The 15,151-nt window shown below is 34.6% G+C and carries 16 protein-coding genes; 12 read left to right on the forward strand and 4 right to left on the reverse strand.

The genetic code is table 11. The features are described 5' to 3' along the window. Positions 1-30 precede the first annotated feature (30 nt). Positions 31-750, forward strand: a complete 720-nt coding sequence (locus AsAng_RS09795; RefSeq protein WP_264792598.1) for a phosphodiester glycosidase family protein — start codon at positions 31-33, stop codon at positions 748-750. Between the two features lie 19 nt (positions 751-769). On the opposite strand, the gene AsAng_RS09800 is transcribed toward AsAng_RS09795, so the two are convergent. Both AsAng_RS09800 and AsAng_RS09805 read right to left on the reverse strand, forming a co-directional pair. Then, positions 770-1,267: a hypothetical protein gene (locus AsAng_RS09800; protein WP_264792599.1), complete on the reverse strand. Its 498-nt coding sequence runs from the start codon at positions 1,265-1,267 to the stop codon at positions 770-772. A gap of 73 nt (positions 1,268-1,340) precedes the next feature. Beyond that, the gene (locus AsAng_RS09805) at positions 1,341-1,691 is read right to left on the reverse strand and encodes a DUF5713 family protein (RefSeq protein WP_264792600.1); all 351 of its coding nucleotides are present in this window, start codon (positions 1,689-1,691) and stop codon (positions 1,341-1,343) included. Positions 1,692-2,015: 324 nt separating this feature from the next. On the opposite strand from AsAng_RS09805, the gene AsAng_RS09810 reads away from it, so the two are divergent. The 7 genes from AsAng_RS09810 to AsAng_RS09840 all read left to right on the forward strand — a co-directional run bounded on the left by AsAng_RS09810 (position 2,016) and on the right by AsAng_RS09840 (position 9,683). Then, entirely contained in the window at positions 2,016-2,645 is a 630-nt protein-coding gene (locus AsAng_RS09810; protein ID WP_264792601.1) for a hypothetical protein, read from the forward strand. 96 nt (positions 2,646-2,741) lie between these two features. Continuing rightward, entirely contained in the window at positions 2,742-3,032 is a 291-nt protein-coding gene (locus tag AsAng_RS09815; protein ID WP_264792602.1) for a winged helix-turn-helix domain-containing protein, read from the forward strand. A gap of 50 nt (positions 3,033-3,082) precedes the next feature. Then, positions 3,083-3,535 carry a hypothetical protein gene (locus tag AsAng_RS09820; RefSeq protein WP_264792603.1) on the forward strand — a complete coding sequence of 151 codons (453 nt, stop codon included), beginning with the start codon at positions 3,083-3,085 and terminating at the stop codon, positions 3,533-3,535. A gap of 195 nt (positions 3,536-3,730) precedes the next feature. After that, positions 3,731-6,226 carry an XrtN system VIT domain-containing protein gene (locus AsAng_RS09825; RefSeq protein WP_264792604.1) on the forward strand — a complete coding sequence of 832 codons (2,496 nt, stop codon included), beginning with the start codon at positions 3,731-3,733 and terminating at the stop codon, positions 6,224-6,226. Between the two features lie 22 nt (positions 6,227-6,248). Beyond that, a complete protein-coding gene (gene xrtN, locus AsAng_RS09830; protein ID WP_264792605.1) occupies positions 6,249-7,538 on the forward strand; it encodes an exosortase N in 1,290 nt (429 codons plus the stop codon). 80 nt (positions 7,539-7,618) lie between these two features. Next, positions 7,619-8,770, forward strand: coding sequence for an esterase family protein (locus AsAng_RS09835; protein ID WP_264792606.1), 1,152 nt, complete (start codon positions 7,619-7,621; stop codon positions 8,768-8,770). Then, positions 8,760-9,683 (forward strand): glycosyltransferase, encoded by a 924-nt coding sequence (locus AsAng_RS09840; RefSeq protein ID WP_264792607.1) that lies wholly within the window; start codon positions 8,760-8,762, stop codon positions 9,681-9,683. The genes AsAng_RS09835 and AsAng_RS09840 overlap by 11 nt, the downstream gene beginning before the upstream one ends. A gap of 10 nt (positions 9,684-9,693) precedes the next feature. On the opposite strand, the gene AsAng_RS09845 is transcribed toward AsAng_RS09840, so the two are convergent. Both AsAng_RS09845 and AsAng_RS09850 read right to left on the reverse strand, forming a co-directional pair. Beyond that, the gene (locus AsAng_RS09845; protein ID WP_264792608.1) at positions 9,694-10,794 is read right to left on the reverse strand and encodes a TraB/GumN family protein; all 1,101 of its coding nucleotides are present in this window, start codon (positions 10,792-10,794) and stop codon (positions 9,694-9,696) included. 126 nt (positions 10,795-10,920) lie between these two features. Continuing rightward, a complete protein-coding gene (locus AsAng_RS09850; RefSeq protein ID WP_264792609.1) occupies positions 10,921-11,169 on the reverse strand; it encodes a hypothetical protein in 249 nt (82 codons plus the stop codon). 533 nt (positions 11,170-11,702) lie between these two features. On the opposite strand from AsAng_RS09850, the gene AsAng_RS09855 reads away from it, so the two are divergent. From AsAng_RS09855 to AsAng_RS09870, 4 genes are all read left to right on the forward strand, one after another. Continuing rightward, positions 11,703-12,545, forward strand: a complete 843-nt coding sequence (locus AsAng_RS09855) for a tetratricopeptide repeat protein (protein WP_264792610.1) — start codon at positions 11,703-11,705, stop codon at positions 12,543-12,545. Positions 12,546-12,808: 263 nt separating this feature from the next. Continuing rightward, a complete protein-coding gene (locus tag AsAng_RS09860) occupies positions 12,809-13,783 on the forward strand; it encodes a YARHG domain-containing protein (protein ID WP_264792611.1) in 975 nt (324 codons plus the stop codon). 78 nt (positions 13,784-13,861) lie between these two features. Continuing rightward, positions 13,862-14,509 (forward strand): DUF2306 domain-containing protein, encoded by a 648-nt coding sequence (locus tag AsAng_RS09865; RefSeq protein WP_264792612.1) that lies wholly within the window; start codon positions 13,862-13,864, stop codon positions 14,507-14,509. After that, the gene (locus AsAng_RS09870; protein WP_264792613.1) at positions 14,469-15,014 is read left to right on the forward strand and encodes a GNAT family N-acetyltransferase; all 546 of its coding nucleotides are present in this window, start codon (positions 14,469-14,471) and stop codon (positions 15,012-15,014) included. The genes AsAng_RS09865 and AsAng_RS09870 overlap by 41 nt, the downstream gene beginning before the upstream one ends. Positions 15,015-15,151: the final 137 nt, after the last annotated feature.

Here is a 15,151-nt window from a genome sequence, read left to right on the forward strand (position 1 = left end):
TTAATTCTAACTAAACGGGTTATGTTCTCTATGAAAAAATATATTAGTATTGGAGTTATTTTATTGCTTATGTTAGTGAGCTGCCAAAACCGAAAAGTAGCAGCAATATCTATACCAATTCTTAGTTATGAAGTAAACCCCCAAAAAGAAAAAATAGCCTTTTATCTAAAGGATCGTTCAGGTAACAATTATAATCGTTTTACGAAATTAAAAGCAGCATTGGCACAAGAAGGAAAAGAACTTGTATTTGCCATGAATGGAGGAATGTATCAAAAGGACTTCTCTCCTGTAGGACTCTATATTGAGCAGGGAATTGTTCTGTCTCCAATGGATGATGCAAAAAACAGAGCGGGGAATTTTTATCTCCAGCCCAATGGTGTATTTTACCTAACCAAATCCAATGAAGGCAAGATCTGCCCAAGCGCTAACTTTAAATTGGGGAACCACATCAATTATGCCACACAATCGGGACCTATGTTAGTGATTGATGGCAAAATACACGCTAAATTTAATGCTACTTCCTCCAACATCAATATTCGAAATGGTGTTGGCATACTTCCCAACGGAAATTTACTTTTTGCACTCTCTAAAGAAAAAATAAACTTCTATTCTTTTGCGCTCTTCTTTAAAGAAAAGGGCTGTCGTAATGCTTTATACTTGGACGGTTTTGTCTCCAAAGCCTACTTGCCTAGCCAAGATTGGGTCAAAGAAGATGGAAATTTTGGAGTCATTATAGGGCAAACCCAATAAACAACAGTAACGTTTGCCTTTATTCCAATAGATTAATATTAGTTGGCTCGAATGTTTTGTGCACATAACGAAGGCTTACCTTAGGTGGAACGGTAATTTCAACTACTGTCTCGTGAAAGTTAAAATCATCTGCTTCTAACTTAGTAGACAAAGAATTGGCCGTATGCAGCATGCTCAGGATCATATTAAACATTTTTTTGTCCTCATGCTCCTTTTTCAACTGCTCCAATTGTCCTTCAGGAACCTCCAAAAATCTAGAGAAACTAACTTCTATAACAGGAGCTAAAGCAATGCCAATTTTAAATTCATTCGTTCGATAACCTGCCTGCTCTAACAAAGGCAAAACAGCCACAACATCGTTTACTACATCTATAATTTTTTCTTTAGCAGTAGGACCTAGATGGGTCAGCTTTTCGGCTCCCTCTTTTAGTTTGGTTACCGCTTCTTCGGATGATTTTTTAACAAATTGAGAGGTCTTAGCTAAACCATCCTTTAGGTTTTTTGTAAAGTCTTTCATGTTTATTGTTTAACTTTTTTTGTATTGATTAAGTAGGTGGACAAAAATAATTAACATTAAATTGGGCATCTACTTACCAATCTCTAGTAGCAATCAGCATTTCAATATCAGCATCATAACCATAAGCAATGGCAACAGCTTCAAAATCCCCCCCAATACAATCCCTTGCAGCGGTTTCTATCTCACTATCATTTTCATAAAATTCCTGCTCTAAATCATTAATTTTTTCAGTAGAAGCATGTGTTATTAAATACAAGGCCTCTAAGTTTTGGGGTTGTTCCTTTTCGATCTTAAAACACAACTCTACTAATATATTCTTTATTTTATCTACCAAAAATGAAGGGAAGTAGGTATCAGCATACATCTCACTCAGAAAGTTATACTGGCGAGTTGTTTCATTTTTTAGTTCTTTTTGATGCATCATAGTTAATTGTACTGGTTTGGGGAATGGAATCCTCTATTCGATGGTTTTTAAAATTTGACAGAATGGGCTTTTTAGTCATTTCTTAGACCTTAGGTCGTTTCACTCTTAGGAATTAGAGCAAAGCGATCTACAAATAGATAAAAGCTGCTCACATTTTAATTTTCACAAAAATCATCGGGTAGAAAAGTAACCAAGATAAAGATTCAAAACAACTTTTAAAAATAAGAAAATCTTCTTTTGTATTTAAAAATTTGTTAAAAGATTGCTTTTTTCAACAAAAACAACTTACTTTGTAATTCAAAGTACTTTACAAAACCTTTATAGATGGACAACTTTAGCAAAGAAGAACAATTACAACAACTATCTGAAATCCGTTTGCTAATGGAGCGTTCTAGCCGCTTTATTTCGCTGAGTGGCTTATCAGGTGTTGGCGCAGGAGTATCGGCATTAATAGGAAGTGCTATTGCCTATTGGAGAATAGAACAATACACAGCTTCCCAAAGAGGGCATTATGAATACAGCAACAATACACTCTTGTGGGAACTCATCTTTATTGCTGCTGGAATCTTGGTTGTAGCGCTAAGTGTTGGTGCTTTTTTTACCCTAAGAGAAGCCAAGAAACAAGGTCAGAGTATTTGGGACAAAAGCAGTCAACAGCTCCTCATTAATCTCCTTATTCCATTGATTACAGGAGGTCTATTTTGTTTGCTTCTGATTGATCATGGCATGTTGGGAATGGTAGCACCTGCTACGCTTATTTTTTATGGGTTAGCGCTGGTGAATGCAAGTAAATACACGCTAAATGATATTCGATACCTTGGTTTCTGTCAAATTATACTTGGTCTATTAAATGCTAAATTTATGGCTGTTGGCAATGGGATTTTGTTTTGGACCATTGGCTTTGGCTTGTTGCACATTATTTATGGCATTTATATGCATTACAAATACAAATAACCAAGCTATTCCGACTTGGTGCGTAAAGTGTCGTAAAAGTTCTAAATAACTTAGTATCTTTGGGAAAATTGGGCTAAATAAAGTGTACTAAAAAATATGATAGAAAATCTAAATAAAGTTTTTGAAAGTCGGGTCAGATTAGGCATTATGTCTATATTGATGGTTAATGAATGGGTGGAATTCAAAGCTTTAAAAGATTTATTGAAAGTGACAGATGGCAATTTAGCCTCTCACTTATCTGCTTTGGAAAAAAAACAATTGATTGATGTAAAAAAAGAGTTTGTTGGCAAAAAACCAAGAACTACTTACAATGCAACAACAGAGGGTAAAACCCTATTTAACAAACACTTGACCGCTCTTGAAGCTCTAATTAATAAAGAAAAATAATTTTTTTATCTTTTTACTTTGAATTTCAAAGTACTTTCAAATTAAAAATCATGACAATATTACAATGGCACAACCAACTTTCGTCAAAAATTAGAGGCGCTCTCCTATTTTTTATTCTTTTAATAATTTTAGACAACTCCACTCTATTTGATATTCCTATTTCCGAAACCTTCACTACCTCTAGCAACCTGAGTACTTGGCTAAGTTCTAAAGTCATAGGGATTGGTTTTATTGACAGTTTTGCTTTTAATTTAGTCAGCCTCCACATCATGCTTATTCTCCTGCTTTTTGGTGTCATAAAAGCCCCCTTTCGTAATATTTGGGCGCTAAAATTCACCATTTTGAGTACAACATTTATTATTTTTATTAGCAATTACCAATTGATAGAACCGAATAATAACATAGCCGTCTTGATTAATGGTAGTTTTCAAAGTTTAAAATTAATTCCCATTTTATTCGCTTATCATTGGACAAAACAACTGGCTACCCCCATTATTATATAGGGCTTTCCTATAAAAATGTTTACGCAAAATTGTTTTCTGATTATCAAATTATAAAATCGGTAAATTCTCAAATTAATGCTAAAAGTGAATCATTAAAACACTGATTTTGAGCAGTTGTATTTTTTTATAGGAAAACCCTTCATTCCTATATAACTACTTATTTTCTTAATTCCCAAACCTAAACAATTAACTAAGATGGAAACTACCACTAGATATTATGAAAACAGAGATCAAGTTTTTTATTGGGGCTTGGGGCTCATTGCCTGCTGTTTGAGTCTCTATGTTTTTTTATTGCAAAGCCACTCAACTAATAGTACGATAGAGACGAGCATCTTTATTAATTATGGAGCTGTGCTTTTTTATTTAACAATGCTTTGTGGTTCTAATTACAATCGCAGCAAAAATATTCTACGTCAAACCAATCGTTACCACTACATTTGCCTGCTGACCCTAGCAACTATTAGTTGTTTAACCCTTAACATTTCCATTAATATATTTGACCAATTCTCTACTTGGGTAATGGTTTATATGAGCTTGATGTATGGAGGGTTAATTGGCTTTTGTTTTTTAGATAAGCTCCCCAATCAACTTCGTATTCCCCTATTCTTTGTCTTGGGAATGGGAACAGCTCTATCCACCTATTTTACGCTCTTTCTACTTCCACTGATGCCCTTTGGGCTTGTTCTTTGTTTTGTCTTAGGTCTAAGCTTACACCTTGTTGTTCCTTTATTTGTTTTGCTTAATAGCATTACCTTATTCGTTCGAACAGAAAAAACAAAGATGGAGAAAACTGCCTACGGAATCGGCTTGGCAAGCCCTTGCCTTTTTGCCTTGCTTTTTGTACTACAATGGGCACAAACGAACCAATTGATAGAGGCTACTTACCATCAAACTAAATCGACTCAAAAATATCATTTACCAGCTTGGATTAGGCTAAGTCAGCAACTTTCGGATGGATTTTTTACAGAACGTATTCTTAAAGGGGGTATTGTTTATACCTCTTTTCACAACAGTTCTTGGGGTGGTTGGGAAGCAATGACCTTAAATTCGTTTCGAGACAAAAAAGAACACGATCCATTGGTCGCTATTGCTTCTATATTTAGTGGAGAACTACCTATTTCTCATACCGATCGAGTGCGAATTTTAAAATTTTATAACAACAATCGACACGATGCGCATCGAAAACTTTGGTCAGGTAAAAATTTGAGTACCACAAAAATTGAAACCAAGACTCAAATCTATCCAGAATATCGCCTAGCTTATACCGAAAAAACATTCATCATCAAAAACAACAGCCGTCAATCTTGGCGTTCAGAAGAAGCCTTATATAGTTTTCAACTACCAGAAGGTTCTGTCGCTACTTCGCTTTCGCTGTGGGTCAATGGCATCGAACAGCCCTCTCGTCTAACAACAAGAGGCAAAGCAGATAGTGCCTATGTTGAAATTGTTGGTGTAGAAAAAAGAGATCCTGCATTGCTCCATTGGCAAGAAGGCAATCGACTTACGGTAACTGTTTTCCCTTGTCCCACAACAGAAGACCGCATCTTTAAAATTGGCATTACCAGCCCTATGGTTGTCAAAGACAATCAATTGGTTTTACCCCCTCTAGAAATAGAAGGGCCTCCTGCTTTTTTTGCCGAAAAAGTACAACAAATTACCTTTCCAAGCCGCCCCAATTTTACTTATACAGAAGACTATTTAGGGAATATCAGTTGCCCCAAAGTTCCTTTGAGTGATCAGCATTTTAATTTCCAAAACCGAACTTTTTGGGTAGAACCCTATGAGGCAGATACCAAATATTTTGATCCTAGTGTTATTTATTTGGATGTTAACAAAAGTTGGACACCAACAGAATTTGAACAAGTTTGCCGTATTTTTTCTGACAAGGACATCTATCTTTATCATCAAGACAGTTTGCACCTTGTCCAACCGAATGCTATGGATTTGTTTCATCAAGCCAATCAAACTAATTTTAGCTTGTTTCCCTTGGATCTTATTCAAGATCGCTCAAAAGCACTCTTGGTTAGTAAATCCACTGCAAAATCACCCAACCTTAATGATCTAAAAAATACAGCCTTTGGCAAATTGATGATAAAGGATTTAGTCAAGCAACAGACACCGCTTCCGCTCTATAACCTGTCTGCTAGTTTATCTCCTTATTTACAAAGTTTAAAGGAATTTTATGTATTTAATTACGATCAAGGATCCTTAGAACAGCTCAAAAACAGGGTAAAACAACAACAATTTATCGCCATGCATCCAAGCACCAATGCAAGCGTTTTGCATCAATCGGACATGGTACTCTATTCGCAAGTCCAAAAACAACCCATTGAGTCTACCGCTCCAGATCACCTGATGCGTTTGTTTGCTTATCATCAAATCCTAAAAAAGATTGGTAGGGGGTATTTTTCCAGTGGTTACGAAAATGAAGAACTCGTTGCCATCGCCCAACAAGCTCATATTGTCTCTCCCATATCCAGCATGATTGTCTTAGAAACAAAAAAAGACTATGAACGTTTTGGAATTGAAGAAAATGAAGAAGGACTAGGCAATGTTTCTACTCCAAAACAAGGGTTAAACAATGCTGTTCAGCAGCATTCTGGTGCTGTTCCAGAACCACATGAATGGCTTTTTATGGGCTTAATTGCTTTGGGGCTCCTTGTCCTGCAATTAAAAAAAATGAAATTATAGGCTCAATATGGCACTAAAAATAATGCTAAACTCCAAAACTGTTTTAATTGGAAGCCTCATAGCCATTGCAACCACCTTAGGAATACCCGTTTGGATGGAATATTTGCAGGGAGGCTTCCTTTTTTATTGCACAATTTTATTGGCACCTTATATTTTGTACGTTCAACAAAAAGAGGTAGCTAGCACTCGCTATGCTTGGGCAAGCTTGATTAGTGCGCTTGGGCATTTGTACTTGGGCATGAACATTTTGTATTTGGCAGCCTATCTATTTTTTGTTTTATTTTTAGTAGAATGGAAATGGGGGAAATTAAATGCCTTATCAATTTACTGGATTTTTATCCTTTCGCCACTAACTGTTTTTCTATTTAGTGTGTTTAGTTTTCCTATTCGTCTAGAATTGTCCCGATTGGCAAGTTGGTTACTTCATTTTATTCAGCCTCAACTAAGTTGCCAAGGTAATATTATTCTACTCCATGGAACTGCATTTTCTGTTGATGAAGCCTGTATGGGACTCAATATGGTTAGTTATAGCTATTTAGTCATCTTGGTCTTGATAGCTTATTTTGAACAACAACTTAAAAAGCAACTTGCAAAAGCTTGGATCATAATTATTTTGAGCCTTGGAACTGTTTTGATCTTATTGGCTAATTTATTTCGAATCATTGCCATTATCCTAGCCCAAGCCATGCCCGAAACCTTTGCTCATGAAGCAATAGGCATCTTAAGTTGGTTATTTTATGTTGTTTTACCTACCTTTTTCTTAGTAAAATTTGTGGTACAACAATGGGGTGGTTCTCCTGCTCTTTCAGCTCCCAAAACACTGCCTCCTGCTCTCCTTTTTGGCTTGCTTAGTAGTTGTTTATTGCTCTTAGGCGTTGGGAGCTACCAAACCTTATTACATCCTCCCGTTCCTCCGCTAGCAATCGTTCCTACCCCTCTAAATGGTTTTGAACAAACAATAACTCAAGGTGGTGTGGTGCAACTTAAAAATGAGGAAGCATTGATTTACATCAAACCTGCCTGTGCTCCCTACCGTGCCGACCACTCGCCCAATATCTGCTGGAAAGGCAGCGGTTATAGCTTTAGCAAAGAACAAATCCAAACCATTGGCAATCGATCAATCCTTACCGCTCAATTGCAAAAAGGAAACGATATATTGTATACTGCTTGGTGGTATGACAATGGAAACCATCAAACCACCAGTCAAATAGAGTGGCGTTGGAATGCCCTAAAAGGTAAGGGGCATTATCAATTGATTAATATTACCGTTGAAGAAGAAGCTTTATTAGAAAAATACTTATCTTCTTTTTAATTTTACTCCACGAAATATAACTACTTTAGGGGCTAATCTATCTAGGTATTGATAAGGTATAAAGAATATAAAATTATCCTATGAAAACAAAATCTCTTACGATTCTCGCTTTGATTTATTCCACGCTCCTTTTTGGACAAGAAATAGATACCTTATCTTTTCATTCAGCCGCTTTTAATGAAACGAGAACTGTATTTGTCCATCAGCCTGATTTTTTTAAGTACCAGTCCGATTCGGTTGAGGTTCCTGTCATTTATTTACTTGACGGCCAGCACGAATGGTTCATAAATCCCTTGCTTGCTGATATAGAATATTTGCAATATACCCACGAAATTCCCAATGCACTTGTTGTCGTAATACCGCACAATAATCGAAATAAGGAATGTGGAATCCCTAACTTGGCTACAGAACTGCCACTTGATAAATTTATTACCGTAGAACTGGAAAAAGAACTCCAAAAATACCATCCAAGCAATTTTAAAGTAATCATGGGGCATTCTTTTTCGGCATCTTTTGCCCTTTATTCCTATTATAAGCATCCTGAATACTACGCTGCTGTAATTGCTCATACACCACTAGATGAACTAGAACCCTTGGTCGAAGCCTTTGAAAAAAATAAAGAAATTGATAAGACCAATATTTCAATCTCCATTGGTAGCATAGCCGCCAATAAAGACTATTATCATAGAAGAAATTACGACCAATTAAAAACTAAATTTTCTTCTTTTTTTAAATCAATCCAGACATTTGAAGCAAATTATTCTAGTCATAATGCCGTACCTATTGTCGCTACGCCAATGCTGCTCACAAAAATATTTACCCCGTTTTGCAACAGATATTCGGAAATCGCAAAAGTGGATAAAAACTACAAATTGATTAACCGCCCCAAATCCATTGATAAGGAAATGCAGGAAATTAATCAGGTCTCAAAACTTGGGGAATATTTTTACCCCCCAGAAATTCCTGATATTAATGGGATTGCCTCTCGATATATCTACAGTGGCTATAATGATTATGCAGTTAACATGTACGAAATGGGAATAAAGTATTATCCTAATTATTACGAATTCTACTTATCTCTTTACGAACTTTTACAAACTACTGCTCCCAATAAAGCTAAATTGCATCTAAACAAGGCTGAAATGCTGTTGAAAACCTTCGAAAATAATTGGCAAGGAAAAGATGAACTTCTTAAAGAAATTGAACAGGAAAAAATAAAAAATGAAAATTAGTGGTTTTACAATGGTAAGAAATGCCGAAAAGTATTACTTCCCGATCAAAGAATCTATCGAATCTATTTTACCAATTGTTGATGAATTTATTGTAGCCTTGGGCAATAATGATCCCGATGACAACACCCGAACAATCATTGAGTCTATTGACTCTGACAAAGTCATTATCATTGATCGTGTTTGGTCGGAACAGGAATTTATGGACGGGAAAATTTTTGCCAGTGAAACCAATTTTGCCTTATCGCAGTGCACTGGCGATTGGTGCTTTTATCTACAAGCGGATGAAGTTGTTCATGAAAACGATTTAGCTCCCATTGTCAATTACTGCAAGCAATACCTCAAAAATCCTGATGTTGATGGCTTTTTGTTTAATTATCATCACTTTTTTGGAGATTACAAGCATTACCTTCCTGTACATGGTTGGTATAAAAACGAAATTCGAATTGTACGAAATCATGCCCATATATATTCTTATAAAGATGCCCAGTCTTTTAGAAAAATGGAAAACAAAAAACTGAATGTCATCGAAATTGAGCCTTATATCTACCATTATGGTTGGGTTAGACCTCCTGAATTGATGCAATCAAAAAAGAAAGAACAGGATTCTATGCATCATGGAATCGCTAAAACTAAACAGGCCTACCAATTAAAATCAGATGAATTTGATTATGGTCCTCTAGGAAAAATTCCCCTTTTCAAAGGGAAACACCCTGCAATTATGGCTGCTTTTATTGCTAATATTCATTGGCAAAACAAACTTAATTATTCCAAGAAAGGCAACTTAGAACGTCCCCAATTAAAGCACGAAAAAATTAAATATAAACTTTTAACCTTCTTCGAAAATTTATTGAATGGTGGCAAAGATTTTTTTGGTTATTCTAATTGGGTTATTTTAACAAAAAAGGACAACTAAAATTAGTGTTTTAATTGGTTGTTTCCTTACTCACGTAAGAAACAGCCGCTTTACTGCCTCGTATCAAAACCAAAAAGTGATACCGATCGGTAAGGTTTATAATTTTTTCTTGCTTTAATGTTTCGGTATCAAGCAATATAAAGCTTTTATCTTTTTTATATTTTTTTAACTTGCCAACATTTACAAAAAGTAAACCTTCTTTTTTGGCGAATTCTGTTTTTCCTCTAAAAGAGAAAAAGGAGTTCATATAAAAGGTACCGATCGTTAACACCTTATTTTGATAAGGAGAATCCTCCTTACGGTTTAATATCCCTGAAAATGTATTTTTTCCTTTATTGAGATGATAGGTTCCATGTTGGCTATAAATTTTCCCCTTAGGTAAGTTGGATAAAACGGCCAATAAATTTTTATACTTTGCTTCTTCGGTTAAAATAAACTCAAATCTATCTTCATGATAAGAAGGGGGATTTATAACATTTGATAAATGTCGCCAATCTTCCTCTCCTATTGCTTTTTTTAGAGCCTTGTCAAACTTAATTTGGTTGTGCAGTGCTACATAAACATCATGTAGGTCTTTTTTATGGTAAGGTTTTAGGCTATCGATTCGCCCAATTAACTCCTTCCCTAAATTGAGTTCCTTCGCATGTTTTTGTGTTAATATTTTGATAGTGGCAACCAAGGCCTTAGGAAATCTTTCTGCATCTACCCCTATTATCTGAATTTGATTTTCTTTATCTAGGGTTGAATTAAGTGCTCTTATTTTATCTAAAAAAAACTTTTCATCGGCATAAATAATAGCTGGCTCTAAATATTTTTCTTGCCCTGTTTTAAGGTATAAATCAAATAAATAAGCCGTACTATAATTGCATTCACATAGAAAGTATCGAATCCCAACTTTATTGTGTAAATATTCAAGCAATTCCGATTCTAAGACGGAATTCATCTTTGTTCCATGTCCTTCCCCACTAAAGAAAAAATTATAATCCCTGACAACTTCATCCAATAAATGGAGTCCTTCTAATTTTGGAAGCTCAATCGTATTATGGTCTTGTGCTTTACTTAAAAGCGCCAAAAAAAGGAATAAACTAATTTTAAAGAAAGTTTTCATCATAAATACAAGTGTTTCACCCCAAAAGCAGCATAAAAATTTACAACAAAATAAAGATAAACTTAGAATATTTTAAAAAACAGTCTTATTCTAATTCAAAAGTATAAAACAATGTAATCCAGCTCCAAATCACCAAAGTCTAAACCCTCCTGAAGCACCAAAAACAATAGCTGCGAAAATCGCTCCTATCAAAGCAACAGCCAACATCACAATTCCAACAATCCACATGATCGAAATTGACAATTGTATCCCTAGCACAACAAATACTAGCCCTCCTCCTATTTTTGAAACAATCAAAAATAGAACAAACCAGCTATGAAAAGGCCAATCGCCAAAAAGGGTGCTTGCGAAGAAAGAAAGAATGTTTATAACCAACATTAATATTGCTCCTATTAACCATACTGGAAAAATAAAAATTCCAAAGCTAAATAGAAACATCCCAGCTAAAAACCCCAACATCAAGAAAGTAAAAATAAAAACAAAACTCTTGTCGCCATTTTGAAGCTTATCAAGCTTGTATAATTGTTTTTTTTGAAAGCACTTTTGTTTTCTAAAAGACTGTTTTTTCTTTTGCTTCTTTTTGAATATTTTTTTTCGCTTTTCGACAGGAGGTGGAAAATCAAAAGAAACATTAGCACTTATTGGTTGTTCACTTAAAACACAAAAAAGGCAAAAAAGTAAACAATATCTTAGAGAGGAATATTTCATGGTTTTTGAATTTAAAATGGTTCTTTGGCAACCCATAAATTGTGTTATCAAAAAATGTTAAAAACTAAAATGCCTTAAAGTAATAGAAAATAAATAAGTCATATAAGCTTCTTCCTATCTTTTAATGCTATCGTACAGAACTAATAAACTCAAAATATAGTTAGTTAGATGAAATATCTGATTAACGAAATTGAAACTCTTTTATGACACTAAATGCTAACAATGCTCTCCTAGCTTTAAGCTTTTTGAGTCTTTTATTTATTTTTTCTTGCAATAATGCTCAAAATTCCCCCCAACAATCGGCTCATTCATTTTATAACCAAGGTTCTTTAAATTTAAAATCTAAAGCTTATGACGAAGCAATTGAAGACTTTAATCGTGCGATTCAACTTAAGCCAAATTTTATAAAAGCTTACCACAATAGAAGCATTGCTTATTCTGAAATAGGGAATATTGAAGCTGCGCTAAAGGACTTAGACAAAAGCTTAGAAATTGACTCTAACGACTGCCACACTTACTATTATACGGGTAGAATAAAACATCAACAAGGAGATACAAAGGAGGCCATTAAAGATTTTACACACTGCCTAAAAAAAGATCCTACCTTCCACCCTGCCTACTCTGATAGAGCAACGATTTATTTTTCTCTCAAAAATTATGAACGTGCCATCAAGGATTATACGGAAGCAATTAATCTTTATGGTTCCACCAAAAGATATATTTGTCGAGGTAACTCCTACAATGCCATAGGAGAAAACCAAAAAGCGATTGCTGATTTCAAAAGAGCCATTCAAATGGGAGCAAATAATTTGCAGGCTCACCAAGAACTAGCCAATACTTATATGAAGTTAGAGCTTTATGAGGAAGCATTGCCCCTATTTAACAAAATACTCGACATAGACCCCAAACATTCCTTTAGCCTACTGCATAGGGGGATCATCAAAATAAAAACAGGTTTTTCTGAAGAGGGATGTGCAGATTTATTAAAGAGTCACGAATTGGGGAATAAAGATGCTATGATAAAACTTAATAATTATTGTAATTAGTTATTATTGTAGTCAATTGCTTCTCTACCCGATGATTTTTGTAAAAATTAAAATTGGGGCAGCTTCTATCTATTTTTAGATCGCTTTGCTCTTAGCTAATTAGATATTAGAGCCCAATTAAGTTGTAATTGGGATCTAATATCTAAGCGTGAAACGATCTAAGATCTAAGATAGAGCTAGAAAAAGCCCATTCTGTTAAATTTTAAAAACCGTCGGGTAGCGTAGTTAATTGCTTAATATTATAGGTATAAAAATAAAAGAAAATGAAAGCACTAAGCTTTATGGTCATTTTTGTTTTTTTAATTTCAGGTTGCCAAACAGAAATTAAAAACTCAGATGCAAAAATTGAGGAAGAAGAAGGCACTAAAGTTGCACAATCAGAACCACATAAAGAGTCTAAATCTCAAGAACTTCCAAACAACAACACCCCCCAAGAAGTGTCAAAAAATACTGCTTTGTTAGGTTTTTGGGTGGGGTATTTCGAAAAAGATAGCGATGATTATGAAAAGGACATCTATGTAGACGAAGGTTATTTTTGGCAGAGAGAAAACAAGATTAACATATCCATTGACAAGATTATGGACAGTCTAGTTGTTGGGCATAGTGTTGTAGCAGGAAATGACAGACCGTTTAAAGGCACCGTCAAAAAAAAGAACAAAACCTATTCTTTTCAAGTGAAAGAACCTGGAGATCATAAGTATGACGGCGAATTTTCATTTAGCATCCATGAAGGGCAACTCATTGGCAAATGGACGGCTTATCGTGACATTGATATCAAAAAAAGAAAATATAAGCTTGAAAAAAAAGACTTTGAATACAATCCCAATATTCAACTCGAACAATCCAAAGAATATGTCAATTGGAATAAAGTAATTACAACAAAAAAAGAAGTCGAATTTGAAGAAAACGAATTTGAAGAATGGGTTTCTAAAGAATTTGCCTCTGCAACCAATCTTATTTATACCATCAATGCTTCCAACACTTTATTAACTAAGTCTGAGGTAGAAAATCTAAAAAAGGGTGACTTAACTATTATCCGAAATACGATTTATGCGAGACATGGGTATTCTTTTAAGAATAGACCGTTGCGTGTGTTTTTTGATGCACAAAGTTGGTACATTCCTGTTCACACCAATATAAAAGATGACTTTACAGCATTAGAAAAAAAGAACATTCAACTGCTATTGAGATATGAAAAAAATGCTTCGGAGTATTATGACTTCTTTGGAAGAGGATAATTGATAACTATGCGCCAAGTCTCAAATTATATATTCAGCATTGTCTATTACCTATCATTAAGCTATTTTACTTATCTGATGGTTTTAATAAGTTTGCAATATATACCCATTCAATTTGATGTCGCTTTTCTAAATATTAAACAGGATGAAATTCAAAATCGGTATTATCAAATCGCTTTTTTTAGTCATGTTTATACCAGTATTTTTGTTCTCATTGCAGGCATTATTCAATGCTCTGAATTGATAAGAAATAAAACACCTTTAGTTCATCGTGTTTCTGGGAAATTGTATATTTTTCTCGTACTTTGTATAGCAAGTCCTTCGGGATTCATCATGGCCTTACATGCTAATGGAGGACTTTTTTCTAAACTATCATTCTCCATTCAAGCGGTACTATGGTTTTTATTTACTTACCTTGCCTATAAATATATAAAGAAAAAAGAATGGGTTAAGCATCGAAATTTTATGCTTCGAAGTTATGCCTTGACTCTTTCAGCCATAAGTTTAAGGTTGTTTAAATGGATGATTGTTACTGCCTTTGAGCTTCCGCCAATGGATACCTATAAAATTGTGGCTTGGCTGGGTTGGACTATAAACTTAATGATGGTGGAAATCTATTTAATGAATAAAAAAGCAACGTTTAACAATGACAACATTCCCAATAATTCATACAGAAAGGCTGGTTTTGAAGCAGATTCTATCAACCGATATTCCAAAAATAATTGAATATGCCAGTAACAAAGAAATTTCCAGCAACACCTTAAATATTCCCTATCCTTATGAGGAAAAAGATGCCATTTATTGGATCAATAGCGCCAATCAAGGCTTTTTAAATAAAACTCAGTTTACTTTTGCGATTCGTTTAAAATCAACCGATGAGTTTATTGGAGGAATTGGTCTTATTCTAAACAAAAGATTTGATAGAGCAGAATTTGGTTATTGGATCGGAAAACCGTTTTGGAAGAATGGCTATGCAACGGAGGCGCTAGCTGCCTTGCTTAAATTTGGATTCAAAACACTGAATTTAAATAAAATCTATGCCACTCATCTCATTGAAAACCCTGCTTCTGGTAAAGTAATGCTAAAAAACGGAATGCTTAAAGAAGCTACTTTAATTGAGCATTATAAAAAAGGGGATGAATATAGAAGTGTCTTTCAGTATAGATTAACTAAAAAAGAATTTGAGTTATTGAATGTTGAAGCAAATATTGACAATAAAAATCTCTCCTAAAATCAAGTATTTTGGCTCTGCTTTTATTGTTTGTTAACCTATAGCAATGAATTCAATTGTTTCTTTTTAATGAAGTGAACTATTGGAGGTTTTAATCTAGCCCTCATTTTTGGGGCAAAAAGCGGGGTAATCAATAC

The organism is Aureispira anguillae, assembly GCF_026000115.1.
In the GTDB taxonomy this organism is placed as follows: domain Bacteria; phylum Bacteroidota; class Bacteroidia; order Chitinophagales; family Saprospiraceae; genus Aureispira; species Aureispira anguillae.